Source organism: Microbacterium sp. EST19A (genome assembly GCF_019969685.1).
Classification (GTDB): Bacteria; Actinomycetota; Actinomycetes; order Actinomycetales; family Microbacteriaceae; genus Microbacterium.
Genome location: NZ_JAHXYZ010000002.1, coordinates 56,851 through 72,758, shown reverse-complemented (window position 1 = coordinate 72,758; position 15,908 = coordinate 56,851). Strand labels below are relative to the sequence as shown.

General features: G+C 66.1%; 11 protein-coding genes and 1 tRNA gene. 4 read left to right on the top strand and 8 right to left on the bottom strand.

The window, feature by feature from the left end; translation table 11 throughout:
• Positions 1-19: 19 nt before the first annotated feature.
• Positions 20-448, top strand: coding sequence for a hotdog fold thioesterase (locus LC452_RS10285; protein ID WP_223624866.1), 429 nt, complete (start codon positions 20-22; stop codon positions 446-448).
• Here LC452_RS10285 and LC452_RS10280 read toward each other — a convergent pair.
• Positions 423-1,004 carry a GNAT family N-acetyltransferase gene (locus LC452_RS10280; RefSeq protein WP_223624864.1) on the bottom strand — a complete coding sequence of 194 codons (582 nt, stop codon included), beginning with the start codon at positions 1,002-1,004 and terminating at the stop codon, positions 423-425. The genes LC452_RS10285 and LC452_RS10280 overlap by 26 nt on opposite strands.
• Positions 1,005-1,020: 16 nt before the next feature.
• Complete coding sequence (locus tag LC452_RS10275) at positions 1,021-1,638, bottom strand: ANTAR domain-containing response regulator (protein ID WP_136055793.1); 618 nt, start codon at positions 1,636-1,638, stop codon at positions 1,021-1,023.
• Positions 1,639-1,730: 92 nt separating this feature from the next.
• Between LC452_RS10275 and LC452_RS10270 the strand changes: the two genes are divergently transcribed.
• A tRNA-Leu gene (locus tag LC452_RS10270) sits at positions 1,731-1,813 on the top strand.
• 109 nt (positions 1,814-1,922) lie between these two features.
• Here LC452_RS10270 and LC452_RS10265 read toward each other — a convergent pair.
• Positions 1,923-4,580, bottom strand: a complete 2,658-nt coding sequence (locus tag LC452_RS10265) for a hypothetical protein (protein ID WP_223624863.1) — start codon at positions 4,578-4,580, stop codon at positions 1,923-1,925.
• Positions 4,581-4,915: 335 nt separating this feature from the next.
• Here LC452_RS10265 and LC452_RS10260 point away from each other — a divergent pair, with 335 nt between their 5' ends.
• Together LC452_RS10260 and LC452_RS10255 are read left to right on the top strand one after the other, a co-directional pair.
• On the top strand, positions 4,916-6,169 hold the full coding sequence (locus LC452_RS10260) for an alpha/beta fold hydrolase (RefSeq protein ID WP_223624861.1): 1,254 nt from the start codon (positions 4,916-4,918) through the stop codon (positions 6,167-6,169).
• Positions 6,170-6,232: 63 nt separating this feature from the next.
• Positions 6,233-6,445: a DUF2945 domain-containing protein gene (locus LC452_RS10255; protein WP_223624859.1), complete on the top strand. Its 213-nt coding sequence runs from the start codon at positions 6,233-6,235 to the stop codon at positions 6,443-6,445.
• Between the two features lie 12 nt (positions 6,446-6,457).
• Here LC452_RS10255 and LC452_RS10250 read toward each other — a convergent pair whose 3' ends face one another.
• The 5 genes from LC452_RS10250 to lgt all read right to left on the bottom strand — a co-directional run bounded on the left by LC452_RS10250 (position 6,458) and on the right by lgt (position 15,905).
• Complete coding sequence (locus LC452_RS10250; protein ID WP_223624857.1) at positions 6,458-7,111, bottom strand: triacylglycerol lipase; 654 nt, start codon at positions 7,109-7,111, stop codon at positions 6,458-6,460.
• 133 nt (positions 7,112-7,244) lie between these two features.
• Positions 7,245-8,696, bottom strand: a complete 1,452-nt coding sequence (gene pyk / locus LC452_RS10245; protein WP_223624855.1) for a pyruvate kinase — start codon at positions 8,694-8,696, stop codon at positions 7,245-7,247.
• A 60-nt stretch (positions 8,697-8,756) separates the two neighbouring features.
• On the bottom strand, positions 8,757-10,223 hold the full coding sequence (locus tag LC452_RS10240) for a glutamate synthase subunit beta (protein ID WP_223624853.1): 1,467 nt from the start codon (positions 10,221-10,223) through the stop codon (positions 8,757-8,759).
• Positions 10,216-14,796, bottom strand: a complete 4,581-nt coding sequence (gene gltB, locus LC452_RS10235) for a glutamate synthase large subunit (RefSeq protein ID WP_223624850.1) — start codon at positions 14,794-14,796, stop codon at positions 10,216-10,218. Before gltB ends, LC452_RS10240 begins: the two co-directional genes overlap by 8 nt.
• An 83-nt stretch (positions 14,797-14,879) precedes the next feature.
• On the bottom strand, positions 14,880-15,905 hold the full coding sequence (lgt, locus tag LC452_RS10230; RefSeq protein ID WP_223624848.1) for a prolipoprotein diacylglyceryl transferase: 1,026 nt from the start codon (positions 15,903-15,905) through the stop codon (positions 14,880-14,882).
• Positions 15,906-15,908 lie beyond the last annotated feature (3 nt).

Below are 15,908 nucleotides of genomic sequence, written 5' to 3'. Positions count from 1 at the left end.
CACCCGCTGAGGAGGATTCATGAGCGACGTCTCGACGAGCGAGGGACTCGACTGGGCGACAGCCCGAGGGATGGGCGCACTCGCTCAGAAGATGGGCATGGAGTTCCTCGAGTTCACCCTCGAACGCTGCGTCGCCACACTGCCCGTGGAGGGCAACACGCAGCCCGTCGGCCTCATGCACGGCGGCGCCTATGTCGTCCTCGGAGAATCGCTCGGTTCGATGGCCGCGAACCTGCACGCCGGTCCCGGCCGCCTCGCGGTCGGCGTCGACATCAACGCGACGCACACGCGCTCCGCCACGTCGGGCGTCGTCACCGGAGTCTGCACCCCGGTGCACCTCGGCCGGAGCATCACGGTGCACGAGATCGTCGTGACCGACGATCAGGGGCGGCGCTGTTCCACGATCCGGATCACGAACATGATCAAGGACGTTCCCGCCGCGGGCTGAGCGGCTCCTCCAGCAGCAGCTGGAACAGCAGGTGGTCCTGCCACTCCCCCGCGATCCGCAGGTACTTCGGGGCCGACCCGATGCGCTCGAAGCCGGCACCGGTGAGCACCCGCTGCGACCCCGTGTTGTGCAGCAGGGTCGCCGCCTGGAGACGATGCAGCCGCAGCTCTTCCCGCGCGTGCTCGGCGACCCGGTCGACCGCGCGGGAGGCCAGACCCCTGCGCAGCCGGGACACGTCGATCCAGTACCCGAGATCCGCGCTCCAGAACGCGCCGCGCACGATGTTGTTCAGGTTCATCCGCCCGCGGATCTCGCCGTCGTCCGACTCGATCACGAAGCGGATGCTGCGGCCCGACGCGGCATCCGTCACGCACTGCTGCGCCTGCTCCTCTTGAACGGCCTCGGTGAAGAACGCCTCGGAGCGGGTGGGTTCCCAGGGAGCGAGGTGCTCGCGGTTCGCGAGATAGGCGCGTGCCAGTGCTGCGCCGTCGCCGAGGCGGATCGGGCGCAGGATGTGCTCGGCGTCGAGCCGGAAGTGAGATCTCGGCAGGCTCAATCCGAGCCCTCCGGGCTCACTTCTTCGGCGCGAGCTGCTCGATGATCGCCTTGGCGACGTCCTGCATCGTCAGACGGCGATCCATCGACGCCTTCTGGATCCAGCGGAACGCCTCGGGCTCGCTCAGGCCCATCTTCTCGTTGAGAAGACCCTTGGCGCGGTCGACCAGCTTGCGGGTCTCGAAGCGCTCGACCATGTCGGCGACCTCGGCCTCGAGCGTGATGATCTGCTCGTGACGGGCGAGAGCGATCTCGATCGCCGGGAGCAGGTCGTTCGGGGTGAAGGGCTTCACGACGTACGCCAGGGCGCCCGCCTCGCTCGCCCGCTCGACGAGCTCCTTCTGGCTGAAAGCCGTCAGGAGCACGACCGGGGCGATGTTGCCCTTGTGCAGCTTCTCGGCCGCGCTGATGCCGTCCAGCTGGGGCATCTTCACATCCATGATGACCAGGTCGGGGCGGAGCTCGGTCGCGAGCGCGACAGCGGTCTCGCCGTCTCCGGCCTCGCCGACGACATCGAAGCCGTTGTCGCGAAGGATCTCGACGATGTCGAGACGGATCAACGACTCATCTTCGGCGACGACGACGCGTCGGGGTGCGGATGCCGTGGGCTCTACAGCCTGTTCTTCCTCTGTCACAGATCCATCCTAGTGGAGAGGCCCTGTGCACCGGCGGTCGCGCGGCGCGCCCTCGGGATCCGCTGCGCTAAAGTCGAAGGCGCGACACACGAGCCGGCGTGGCGGAATGGCAGACGCGGAGCACTCAAAATGCTTTGTCCGAAAGGGCGTGTGGGTTCGAGTCCCACCGCCGGCACCCAAACAGGCGACGCCTGACGATACTCGCCCAGAAGGCCCGGAGAGTAGACGGTCGTGATCCACGGGCAAGCTCATACCAATCTGTTGCTGGGCGCTGGCGGTTGATGCTATTCCGCTTGGTTGACCTCCGACTCGCCTCCGAAGAGAGTCACGCTTGGTGCATCGCCAGCCCAGACCACAAAGTACTCTCCGGTCTCAATGCGCACACGAGGCTCAGCACTGTCATCGTCATCCTCAAAAACTCCAAGCGAGATTGAGGTGTCTGCGACGGGAGCGAGACCATCCTTTTCCTCGGGCTTGCGAAGCGACCGCAGTGTGGACCGAGAATCGAATAGGATCGCTTCTCCGTCAAGCATCGAAGTTTCGATGTGCCGCACCAACGTCAACGCCTCTCGGAACTCCGGGGAGTGCCAGCCCTGCACGTCTATCAGACCCCCAAAGGGGGTCACCAGCACGTGATACTTTGCTTGATCGCCGAGCGTCATGATCGTTCCTGCAATCGCCGAGGATGACGGAGCCTTCAAAAGAGGGTCCAATGTTCGAAGCTCTGCAAGAATCTTCGCGTTCTCGCCCTCGATGAACCCCCGCGCGATCACCCGCCCGAGCTCCCCCGGATCTGCATAAGTCTGGTTGAAGATTTTGTCGACAAGATAGTGCCGAGACACACGGAAGTTCATTCCGAGGATCGGGCGCGATGCATCTGCGCGACCTCCCTCCTCAGTGTCGACGGCCAAGAGGGGCAGATCATCGTCAACCGGCAGAGTATCCGCAAGGCGGGAGTGATCCATCAACGTCTCGCGGAGAGCGAGTCGGAGTTTCTCGATCCGCGACACGGCCAGCGGTTCATCTGCAAGTCGGGCGTCTTCGTTCTCGTTCCACTTGGCGACCGCCGAGCTGAGTTGATCCAGCAAGGCTCTTTCTTGGACACTCAAGTTCTTCTTGTCGGAAAGCAACGCAATAAGCCGTTCGTATTCGGCAGCGATGTCCTGGCTACTTGCATCTGGAAGGGGTCCGTATGAACTCGCCATGGCCGCCAGCTGAGCATGATCGATGAAGTTCGAGAGTTCAAGCACCTGAGCGCGTCCCGAGTTGCCAGACTTCATTTCCCACGAATCCCACCGACTGAAGGGAACCTGCTCGCTGTCGACTACGTGGCGCGCCGTGATGATCTCGCTCCAGCTGCCGCGCGGAGTCAGCAGCTTATGCAGGGCAGGATCCGATGGGTCGCGCTCATCCCTCTTCTCCGCAAGGTAGTCCAACCATGCTGATAGGACGAGCTGACCTGCGCGTACGTGAGTGCGCCCTGCACCTTCGCGAACAAACTCAAATAGACCTTCAAGCTCTTCTCCTGCTGCGCGAGCAGCGTCGGGCCGCTTTGCATCCAAAGCCAGCTTCACTAATTCGACCATTGCCCACACACCTCTCGCCTGGAGGTCCCCCCCATCCTGGTCAGACGCAAACGTGAACATCGCCAAGTTCTGGATGTCAAGAATGATCCGCGCCCGGGCCACATCGAAGTTGTCGCTGCCGTGCCGGAGAATCTCGAACCACATCCTGGTGAAGCTCCGCAGGCATTCATCGACGTAGCTAGTCGAGTCTGCTCGAGGAGCCTCCACCGCGCGCTTCATCGCGGCGGACACGAACATGCCGGCCGCACGAGACGATAGGAGGGCGTCCTGTTCGACATCGCCGATGCTGCCGAAGAGCCATCGCCGCCGCGCGCGCGAAGCTTGCCACGATGTTTCCGCAGGCAACTCCGCCATCCATACTTCTCGGATGACATTGCCAAGGAGATCCAGCGCTCGCTCCGCCGTCGCAAACGCTCCCGCCCGGAGATTGGTGCTCGTTGCGTCCTTCAGGCTGGAGATCTCTCTATCTGATTCCTCGTATGCGGTTACCGCTTCCCGCGGCTCAAACGAAATGCTGGATTGGAGAAGGCGCGTAACACGAGCCGCCGTTTGATCGTCGAGCGGACGCGAAGTAATCACTCTAAATGCGGTCTGTCCGAACCGGGTTCGCTCGCCGATATCTGCTGCGAGGGTCACACGCGGCGGCGCGTACTCAAGGACCTCTTCGTCCTCGACTGGCTCGTACTCGGTGGCCCGCAGAGCCAGCGATTCAATGGCTTGGCGAACAGCCTTCGGCCTTAGGGCTCTGATCACCCTCCCACCCTCGTGGATGGGAACGCTGAGTGTAATCGAGGATCGGTCCGCCGCACCGAGCGATCCGTCCCACTCAAGCAGAGCATCAGCGTCGTTCTTCGCTGATGCGTACTTCCCTGAAGCATCAGTAAGGCGTGTGAGAATCGTCTCTACGAGAGACGCGCGAACGACCTCGTCCAGCAGAGATGGACGCCCGAAAAGACGAACAAGCCGCACTACCGATCGGACGAGGAGTGCGACCGTCGGTGCAAACCAAGCGAGCGCAACGATCACGATTCCGAACTCACTCGGCAACCAGATCGACTCGATGGCTATGAGGGCGTTGGCAACCAGTCCGACCCCTACGAACTGGCCGGCCCCCATGTAGTCAAGAACTCTCCCGCGGGATGCGCCAACCGCAAGCGGAGTTTCGGCGAAGAGTTGCGCGGCGATGGCTAGTCCGGCGAACCCCACTGAAAGAAAGGTCGTTTGAATCTGCCAGAGAACGGCACCACTGCCGACTGTCGCGGGCAAGTGCTGCACAATCCATGCTGCATCATCACCATAGTGTGACGCGATGAGCACTGCCAGACTAACGGCGAAGACACATGCGAGAAACAGCATGCTTCGCCATTTCATGTTTGCCTCACGAGAGGCGACTCAGCAGACAGGGCATTTACGAGACACTACGCGATCCGTCATATAAGAGATAGGACTGCGGGACAGGTAGACAAACTGCGCGTGAAGTGGATACATCGGGCGGCCGGGGACGCCTGTGTTCGAGGATTTCATTGCGGTCTCACATCACCTCATGCAGTGAAGTTGACGCGCCAACGGCTCTGTCCAGGCTGAAGTCATAGCCTGGACGAGCCCGTCACCACACCTTTGCAGGAGCAGCAGTCAGATGACCGTGGGCGGAGTTCTTCCGCCCACGGCCGCAGTGCGATAGAAAAGTCCCTATGAACTCCGGCGCGCCTGCGGCGCACACTCGCCGACCACGACGGATGCGGCGAACCCTCCTGATCATCGCGGCGATTCTCGTCGTCGTACTCGGACTCGCGGCCGCGGAATTCGCCCGACGCTACTTCGAAGGTCAGGCCGACCTCAAGACCGATCCGGCGTTCTACACGCTGCCCTCCCCCGCACCGACGGGAGATCCGGGCGAGATCATCCGCATCGAGCCGATCGCGAGCGCACCGGCGGGTTCGACCGCCTGGCGCGTGATCTACCACTCGACTGATCTCGCGGGCGACGACGTGCCGGTCTCCGGTGTCGTGATCGTGCCGGACGGCCCTGCTCCCGACGGCGGTCGGACCGTGATCTCCTGGGCGCACCCCACGACGGGGGCTGCGGCGAAATGCGCACCGTCACTCGGCCTCGATCCCTTCCAGTACATCGAGGGACTTCACGAGCTGCTGGCCGAGGGGTACGCCATCGCCGCGACCGACTACCCCGGCCTCGGCGTCGATGGGCAGTCGTCGTATCTTCTCGGCGTGCCCGAGTCGAACAGCGTGCTGGACATCGTGCGTGCGGCGCGCACGATCGACGGCGCGGACATCAGCGATCGCGTCGTCCTCTGGGGGCACTCGCAGGGAGGTCAGGCGGCGCTCTTCGCGGCGGAGCGGGCATCGTCGTACGCCCCTGAGCTGAAGCTGCAGGGTGTCGCGGTCGCAGCGCCGGCGGCGAATCTGAACGCGCTGATGACCGATGACATCATCGACCTCTCCGGAGTGACGATCGCTTCGCTCGCCATCCCCGCCTACACGGTCGCCTACGCCGACCGGTACACCGCGGACGAGATCACGGCGATACTCACTCCCGCCGGGGTGAAGGCCACCCCCGAGATGGCCGAGCTCTGCCTGCTCACGCAGACGAAGGAACTCCATGCGATCGCCGACCCGCTCGTCGGCGGCTACGTGACCAGCGACCCGGCCACCACCGAGCCGTGGAAGACCCTGCTGGAGGAGAACAGCGCGGGCGGGCAGCCCGTGACCGTGCCCGTCTTCGTCGGTCAGGGCGAGGCCGACCAACTGGTGCGCCCGAGCGCGACCGAGGGCTATGTGAAGCTGCTCTGCTCCCAGAAGGCGGATGTCACGTTCCACACCTACCCGGACATCGATCACGGACTGGCCGCCTACGCCGCGCTCCCGGATCTGCTGCTCTGGCTACCGACTCTGGGCGATGGGCGCACACCCGCGGGGAACTGCGGCTGACCTCTCTCCCGTGGCGGCGTCAACCCCATGTCTCTCTGCACCGACGCTCTCTAGCCTGAGCAGATGAAGGACTTCGTCGTCGGAGATCGCGTCAGTTGGAACACGTCGCAGGGCCGCACTCGCGGGACCGTCGTCGAACGGAGAACGCGCGACTTCACTTTCGCAGAACAGAAGTTCACGGCATCCGCTGACGAGCCCTCGTTCATCGTCGAGTCCGAGAAGTCAGGAGATCGTGCGGCGCACCGCGGTGCGGCGCTGCGCAAGCTCACGTCCTGAGTCGAGGAACGCCTACTCCGCCAGCACCGCGAGCTCGGCGAGGACCCGCGGATGGGCGAGGATGCGGAAGTGCCCTCCGGTGTCGAGTCGGACGTTCTTCGCTCCCGCCAACTCGCTCCCCTCCGGGATGTGCGGGTCGAAATCGGCGTAGATCGAGACGATCCGCGCGTTGACCTCGAGCTGCCGGGCGAGACCCACGATCGACGGGTCCTCCGGTGAGAACGCGCGCAGCGTGCGCAGCGGGATCCTCCGTGCGTACCGGGAACCCCCGAACGGCGTCGCGATCGCGAGCATCGAGCGCACGCGCCCGGCAGCGGGACCCGTCATGACGAGCTTGCCGGCGAGGCCGCCCTTGCTGTGCGCGACGAGGATGACATCGCGCAGGTCGTTCGCCTGGAGGAAGTCGGCGACCTGCTCGGCCATCTCGGCCACCGGTCGCTGATTCCGCCGGAGCACATCGACCACGTGCACGGGATGGCCGCGCGCATGCAGCGCCGTGATGAGCGGCTGCATGAACCGCCACGTCTCGTACACCCCGGGAAGCACGACGATGTGCGCCGCATCGCCCGAAGAGAACGACGCCGCGTCGGAGCGCCCGAGGGAAGCCCTGAGCTGCCAGTACCCGGCATACACGTAGTCGGCGATCCACCAGCCGAGAGCCTTCAACGGGTTGATGTCATCACCAGGGGCATCACGGGATCGGGTCGTCGGCTCGATTGTCCCATGGCGGTAAAGCTACCCGATACCGACGACAGAGGGGCGGGACCGAAGTCCCGCCCCTCGGCGATCGTCACCGCGATCAGACGGTGGCTTCCTTGTAGATCGGTGCGGCGCCGTTCACGGCATCGCCCACCTTGTGGACGCGGATGTCATTCGTGGAGCCCACGATTCCGGGAGGGGAACCGGAGATCACGACGACCTTGTCCCCTTCCTGGGCCAGGCCGTTCCCCAGCAGATAGTCATCGACCTGCAGGTACATGAGGTCGGTGTGCTGCACCATGTCGACCAGCGTGGAGCGGATGCCCCAGGTCAGCGCCATGCGGCGGCGGATGTCGGGCTCCGGCGTGAACGCCAGCATCGGGATGCGCGAGCGCAGACGCGAGAGACGACGGGCGGAGTCACCCGACTGCGTGAACACGCAGAGGAACTTCGCGTCGACGAACTCGGCGACCTCGAGGGCGGCGAGGGTGATCGCTCCACCCTGCGTGCGCGGCTTGGTCGTGAGCTTCGCGATGCGCTCCAGGCCGTGCTCCTCGGTGGACTCGATGATGCGGGCCATCGTCTCGACGACCACGACCGGGTAGTCGCCCACGCTGGTCTCGCCGGAGAGCATGACCGCGTCAGCACCGTCGAGCACGGCGTTCGCGACATCGGACGTCTCGGCGCGGGTCGGCACCGGGCTGTTGATCATCGACTCGAGCATCTGCGTCGCGACGATGACCGGCTTGGCCATGCGGCGGGCGATCTCGACGGCGCGCTTCTGCACGATCGGCACGGCCTCGAGCGGGAGCTCGACGCCGAGGTCGCCTCGGGCGACCATGATGGAGTCGAACGCGTCGACGATCTCCTCGAGCGCGTCGACGGCCTGCGGCTTCTCGACCTTGGCGATGACGGGGACTCTGACGCCCTCCTCTGCCATGATCTCGTGCACGCGGGTCACATCGGACGCGTTGCGCACGAACGACAGCGCGATGAGGTCGGCGCCGATGCGCAGACCCCAGCGGAGGTCGTCCTCGTCCTTCTCGCTCAGGGCGGGGACGTTGACGGCGACACCGGGCAGGTTGATGCCCTTGTTGTTGGAGACGGCACCGGCGACGATGACCTTCGTGGTGACGGTCACGCCGTCGGTCTCGACCACCTCGACACGGACCTTGCCGTCGTCGATGAGCAGGAAGTCGCCCGGCTTGACGTCCTGGGGCAGACCCTTGAAGGTCGTGCCGCAGATGTCCTTGTTGCCGATGATGTCTTCGGTGGTGATCTTGAAGATGTCGCCGACGGCCAGCTCGTAGGGTCCGTTCTCGAACTTGCCGAGGCGGATCTTCGGTCCCTGCAGGTCGACGAGGATGGCGACGGCGCGACCGGCGTCGTCCGCGGCGCGACGCACGTTGGCGTAGTTGTTCTCGTGCACGGAGTAGTCGCCGTGGCTGAGGTTCAGGCGTGCGACATCCACCCCCGCATCGATCAGTGCGCGCACCGTCTCATAGGTGGAGGTGGCGGGGCCCAGGGTGGCGACGATTTTCGCGCGTCTCAACAGAATTCTCCTGAATGGAAGTGGGGGAAGGTGAATCAGGCGACGGTGCCGCCGCTCAGCCTACGCGGGCTGGAGTCCGATCGCGACATCATGCGGACGCACGGGCTCGGGAAGCACGGTGGTGCCCATGAGGAAGCGATCGACGTTCGCGGCCGCGGCGCGCCCTTCGGCGATCGCCCAGACGATGAGCGACTGTCCACGACCGGCGTCTCCGGCGACGAACACGCCGGGAACCGTCGACTCGTAGCCGGAGTCGCGGCGGAACGAACCGCGGTCGGTGACCTGAGGGAGGGTGTCCTCGGTGTAGCCGTCCTGCTCGGGCCCGGTGAAGCCCATCGCGATCAGCACGAGGTCGGCGGGGATCTCCCGCTCGGTCCCGCTCTTGGGGACGCGGCGTCCGTCGACGAACTCGGTCTCGGCGACGCGGAGTGCGGTCACCTCGCCCACGTCGTTCGAGAGGAACTCGACGGTGGAGGCGAGGAACATCCGCTCGCCGCCCTCCTCGTGTGCGGAGGCCATCTCGAACAGGGTCGGCATCATCGGCCACGGCTGGTGGTCGGGACGCTCGGACGCGGGCTGCTTGCCGATCGCGAGGTTCGTCACGCTCAGCGCGCCCTGACGGTGCGCGGTTCCGATGCAGTCGGCGCCGGTGTCGCCGCCGCCGATCACGATGACGTGCTTGCCCTCCGCGGTGATCTGGTCGGTGACCTTGTCGCCGGCGACCGCGTGGTTGGACTCCACGAGGTACTCCATGGCGAAGTGCACGCCGTCGAGGTCGCGGCCCGGGATCGGGAGGTCGCGGGGCACGGTGGCACCGGTCGCGATCACGACCGCGTCGTAACGCGCCCGCAGGTCGGCCCAGGAGATGTCCTTGCCGATCTCGACACCGGCGCGGAAGCGGGTGCCCTCCTCCTGCATCTGGCGAAGGCGCGACTCGAGCTGCCCCTTCTCCATCTTGAAGTCCGGGATGCCGTAGCGCAGGAGTCCGCCGATGCGGTCATCGCGCTCGAACACCGCGACGGTGTGACCGGCGCGCGTGAGCTGCTGGGCGGCGGCGAGGCCGGCGGGGCCGGAACCGACGACCGCGACGGTCTTGCCGGTGAGGCGCTCGGGCGGCTCGGGCTCGACCCAGCCCTTCGCGAAGGCCTCGTCGATGATCGAGACCTCGATCTGCTTGATCGTGACGGCCGGCTGGTTGATGCCGAGCACGCACGAGCTCTCGCACGGTGCGGGGCAGAGCCGGCCGGTGAACTCCGGGAAGTTGTTCGTGGCGTGCAGGCGCTCGATGGCGGCACGGCCCTCACCGCGCCACGTCAGGTCGTTCCACTCCGGGATCAGGTTGCCCAGCGGGCAGCCCGAGTGGCAGAACGGCACGCCGCAGTCCATGCAGCGGCCGGCCTGGCGTCGGAGCACGGCCTTGTCGCCGGGCTCGTAGACCTCTTTCCAGTCCATGATGCGCACCGGCACCGGACGTCGTGCGGGAAGTTCCCGCTCGGTCACCTTCATGAAGCCTTTGGGATCAGCCACCGGTCACCTCCAGGATGCGGTTCCACACGATGTCGCCGTCGGGGTCGATCCCCTCGGCCAGCGCTTCCTCGCGCATGCTCCGCACGGCGGCGAAGTCACGGGGAAGCACCTTCACGAACTCGGTCGCGGTCTCCTCGAAGCGCTCGAGGAGTTCGGCTGCACGCGGCGACGCGGTGCGCTCGACGTGTGCCGTGAGCAGGCTCCGCAGCACCTCGAGGTCGGCGCGGTCCAGCTGCTCGAGCAGAAGCTCTCCGCTGCCCAGGGATTGCGCGTTCACCTTGGCGGTGTCCAGCGCGTGCACATAGGCGACGCCACCGGACATGCCGGCGCCGAAGTTGCGCCCCGTCGAACCGAGGATCACGGCGAGACCGCCGGTCATGTACTCGAGCGCATGGTCTCCCACACCCTCGACGACCGCGGTCGCTCCCGAGTTGCGCACGAGGAACCTCTCCCCCACGACACCCGAGAGGAACATAGTTCCCGACGTCGCACCGTAGCCGATGACGTTGCCGGCGATCACGTTCTCGTGCGGCGCGATGGACGAACCCCGGGGTGGACGGATCGTGATGTCTCCGCCGGACAGACCCTTGCCGACGTAGTCGTTGGCATCGCCTTCCAGGCGGAGCACGATCCCCGGCGGCAGGAAGGCGCCGAGCGACTGCCCGGCCGTTCCGTGCAGGGTGACGTCGATCGTCTCCTTGGGAAGGCCGGCAGCACCGTGCCGCGACGTCACCTGGTGACCGAGCATCGTGCCGACGGCCCGTTCGGTGTTCGCGATCGGGAGCTCGACCACGACGGGCTCGCCGTTCAGCAGTGCACCCTTCGCGATGTCGATCAGCTGGACGTCGAAGTGCTTCTCGAGCTCATGGTCCTGCGTGCGGCCGCTGCGACGCGGTTCCCCTGCCGGGAACACCGGACCGTCGAGGATCGGGCTCAGGTCGAGTCCGTCCGTCTTCCAGTGGTCGACCGCGGCGTTCGTCTCGAGGAGGTCCGCCCGGCCCACGATCTCGTCGATCGACCGGTATCCGAGCTCAGCGAGCAGCTCGCGCACCTCTTCGGCGATGAACTCCATGAAGTTCACGACGAACTCCGGCTTGCCGGTGAACCGCTCGCGGAGCGCGGGATTCTGCGTCGCGACGCCCACCGGGCAGGTGTCGAGGTGGCAGACGCGCATCATGATGCAGCCGCTCACCACGAGCGGAGCCGTGGCGAAGCCGAACTCCTCCGCACCGAGCAGCGCGCCGATGATGACGTCGCGGCCGGTCTTGAGCTGTCCGTCGACCTGCACCACCACACGGTCGCGCATGCCGTTCAGCATCAGGGTCTGCTGCGTCTCGGCCAGGCCGAGCTCCCACGGCGTTCCCGCGTGCTTCAACGAGTTCAGCGGGCTCGCGCCCGTGCCGCCGTCGTGTCCGGAGACGAGGATGACGTCGCTGAGGGCCTTCGCGACACCGGCCGAGACCGCACCGATGCCGGACTGGCTCACCAGCTTCGTGTGGACGCGCGCCTCGGGGTTGGCCCTCTTGAGGTCGAAGATGAGCTGCTTGAGATCTTCGATCGAGTAGATGTCGTGGTGCGGCGGCGGGGAGATGAGCCCCACGCCGGCGGTCGCGTGGCGCGTGCGCGCCACCCACGGGTACACCTTGGTCGGCGGCAGCTGCCCGCCCTCGCCGGGCTTGGCACCCTGTGCGAGCTTGATCTGGATGTCGTCCGATTCGGTGAGGTAGAGGCTCGTGACGCCGAAGCGACCGGAGGCGACCTGCTTGATCGCACTGCGACGCTCCGGATCGACCAGGCGGTCGGTGTCTTCGCCGCCCTCACCGGTGTTCGACTTGCCGCCGATGCTGTTCATCGCGATCGCGAGCGTCTCGTGCGCCTCGCGGGAGATCGAGCCGTAGCTCATCGCTCCCGTCGAGAAGCGCTTCACGATCGAGGACACCGGTTCGACCTCGTCCAGCGGAACGGGCTTGCGGGTGCCGGTGCGCAGGTTGAACAGTCCGCGCAGCGTCTTGAGCTCGGCGGCCTGGTCGTCGACGAGCTTGGTGTACTCGCGGAAGATGTCGTACCGGCGGGTGCGCGTCGAGTGCTGCAGCTTGAAGACGGTCTCCGGGTTGAAGAGGTGCGGAGAGCCGTCGCGACGCCACTGGTACTCGCCACCCGTCCAGAGGCGCTCGTGCGCGCGGGCTGCGGCGTCCTCCGGATAGGCGTAGTCGTGGCGTGCCTGGTTCTCGGCGAAGATCTCTTCGATGCCGATCCCGCCGAGCTTCGACTCGGTGCGGGTGAAGTAGGCGTCGATGAACTCCTGGCCGAGTCCGACGGCCTCGAACACCTGCGCTCCGGCGTAGGACGAGACCGTGGAGATGCCCATCTTCGACATGATCTTGAGCACGCCCTTGCCGAGCGCGTAGATCAGGTTCTTGACGGCCTTCTCCGGCGTGATGCCGGTGATGTAGCCGGTGCGGACGAGATGCTCGACCGTCTCCATGGCCAGGTACGGGTTGACCGCCGAGGCGCCGTAGCCGATCAGGGTCGCGACGTGGTGCACCTCGCGCACGTCACCCGCCTCGACGATGAGACCGACCTTCATGCGGTTCTCGCGGCGGATGAGGTGGTGGTGGATCGCCGAGACCATGAGCAGCGACGGGATCGGCGTCAGGTCCTTGTTCGAGTCGCGGTCGGACAGGATGATGAACTCCGCGCCGTTCTCGATCGCCTCGTCGACCTCGGCACACATCTCGTCGAGCCGGTTGCGCAGCGTCTCGGGACCGGCGTCGAAGTGGTACAGGCCGCGGATCGTGACGCTCGACCGATCGGGAAGGGCCTTGTCGATGTGCCGGATCTTCGCGAGCTCGTCGTTGTCGATCACCGGGAAGTCCAGCGAGACGGTGCGCGTGTGCTCGGGACCCCACGAGAGCAGGTTGCTCTCCGGGCCGAGGCCGAGCTTGAGACTCGTGACGACCTCTTCGCGGATGGAGTCCAGCGGCGGGTTCGTCACCTGCGCGAACTGCTGCGTGAAGTAGTCGAACAGCAGGCGCGGACGCTTGCTGAGCACGGCGATCGGGGTGTCTGAGCCCATCGCCCCGAGAGGCTCCACGCCCGTCTGCCCCATCGGGGTCAGCAGGATGCGGACTTCCTCCTCGGTGTAGCCGAACGTGCGCTGGCGGCGGGTGATCGATGCCGGCGGGTGCACGATGTGCTCGCGCTCCGGGAGGTCGGCGAGACGCACGGCACCGGCATCCAGCCATTCCTGCCATGGGTGCATCGTGGAGAGGTCGCGCTTGATCTCCTGATCCTCGACGATGCGGCGCTGCGCCGTGTCGACGAGGAACATCTTGCCGGGCTGCAGGCGGCCGCGGCGCTTGATGCGCTCCGGCTCGAACGTGAGCACGCCGGTCTCCGAGCCGATGACGACGAGGCCGTCGGTGGTCTCCGTCCAGCGACCCGGGCGCAGGCCGTTGCGGTCGAGCGTGGCGCCGACGAGCGTGCCGTCGGTGAAGATGAGGGCGGCCGGGCCGTCCCACGGCTCCATCTGGTTCGAGTGGTACTCGTAGAAGGAGCGCAGCTCCGGCGTGATGTCGGCCTGCTTCTCGTACGCCTCGGGCACCATCATCATGATGGCGTGCGGCAGGCTCCGGCCGGTGAGGGTCAGGAGCTCGAGCACCTCGTCGAACGACGCCGAGTCGCTCGCGCCGTCGGTGCAGATGGGCAGGAGCGGGGTGACATCGCCGAGCAGCTCGGATTCGAGCTGCGACTGACGCGCGCGCATCCAGTTGCGGTTTCCGCCGACCGTGTTGATCTCGCCGTTGTGCGCGAGCATCCGCAGCGGCTGCGCGAGCGGCCACGAGGGGAAGGTGTTCGTCGAGTACCGGGAGTGCACCACGGCGAGCTCCGAGGCGAAGCGCTCGTCCTGGAGGTCGGGATAGAACGGCTCGAGCTGCAGGGTCGTGACCATGCCCTTGTAGCCGAGGGTACGGCTGGAGAGCGAGACGAAGTAGGCGCCGAGCTCGTGGCCAGCGCGCTTGCGCAGACGGTAGGCGACACGGTCGAGCGCGATGCCGGTCAGCGGGGCCTGCGCATGGGTCGCGCCGCCGGCGCTCACGAACAGCTGCTCGAAGGCGGGGCGCGCCTCATCGGCGAGCTTGCCGAGGTTGTCGTTGGCCGTGGGAACCTCGCGCCAGCCGAGGACACGGAGACCTTCGGCGCGGGCGATCTTCTCGATGCCGGCCTTCTGTTCACGCCGGACGCTCGAGTCGCGCGGCAGGAACGCCAGTCCCGCGGCATACTCCCCCACCGGAGGCAGCTCGAATCCGGTGACGGCGCGCAGGAACTCGTCGGGCATCTGCGTGAGGATGCCCGCACCGTCTCCGGTACCGGCATCCGACCCGATCGCACCGCGGTGCTCGAGGTTGCGCAGCGCCTGCAGCGCCAGCGCGATGATGTCGTGCCCTGCCGTGCCGCGCAGCGTCGCCACCATGGCGAGGCCACAGGCGTCCTTCTCGAACGCCGGGTTGTACATGCCCTGCTTGGCCGGGAAGTTCAACCCGACGGGTGCGCGGAGGTCGCTCGATGCCATGCGGTACCGTCCTCAGATCTTCAAGATGACCCGGGGACGTCATTGGCCGGGTGGATGCGTGGGGTTCCTCACGGAACTGGAGGCTATCGAGAGCCTTCCGCGTCCGTGGGAGCGACGCTTGTGGCGCTGGCTCCTGCGGTGACTTCTTCTGCCGGAGGCTCGCTCAGGTCCACGAAGTCAGAGGGATTGTCCTGCGATTCTACATCAGCGTCTTGGTCGGTCCGTCCGCGGCCCGGCTTGTACGGCGACGGCTCGAGACCCGGATGACGGCGGGTCTGCACGATGAGGATCGCGATACCGACGACGATGCCGAGGATCGCCGCCCAGACGTTGCTGCGGAGCCCGAGGATGATCTCGCTCGGGTCGATGCGGATCGACTCCCACACGACACGCCCTGCGCCGTACCAGATGAGGTAGATCGCGAAGAGGCGACCCCACTGGAAGAACAGCTTGCGGCCGAGCCACAGCAGCACGAGCACGCCGAGCCCGTTCCAGAGCACCTCGTAGAGGAATGTGGGGTGGAAGAGCGTCCCCTCCGGCAGGCCGGGAGGGAAGGCCGAGTTGTCGGACGGGATCTCGAGGCCCCACGGCAGGTCGGTGGGCAGTCCGAAGAGCTCGTTGTTGAACCAGTTGCCGAAGCGGCCCATGGCCTGCGCGAGTAGGAGACCCGGCGCCAGCGCATCGGCGAACGTCCAGAAGCGGATGCCGGTCCACTTGCAGCCCAGGTAGGCGCCGAGCGCGCCGCCGATGAGCGAGCCGAAGATGGCGATGCCACCCTCCCAGATTGCCCAGACGGATCCCGGTTCGAACGGATTCCAGGTGTTCCTGCCCTCGCCGAAGTAGAAGTTCGGGTGGGTGAGAACGTGGAAGATGCGCGCACCGATGATCGCGATCGGCACGGCCAGGATCGAGATGTCGATCACGACCCACGGCTCTGCACCGCGCTTGGTGAGGCGGTGGTTGGTGATCAGCGCGGCGGCGATGATGCCGGCGATGATGCACAGAGCGTAGAAGTGGATCCGGATCGGGCCCAGGTCGAAGTACGACACGGTGGGGCTCGGGATGCTGGCGAGCACGCCGTTGAAGGTGCTGTGGAGCGCGAGGGACATGAG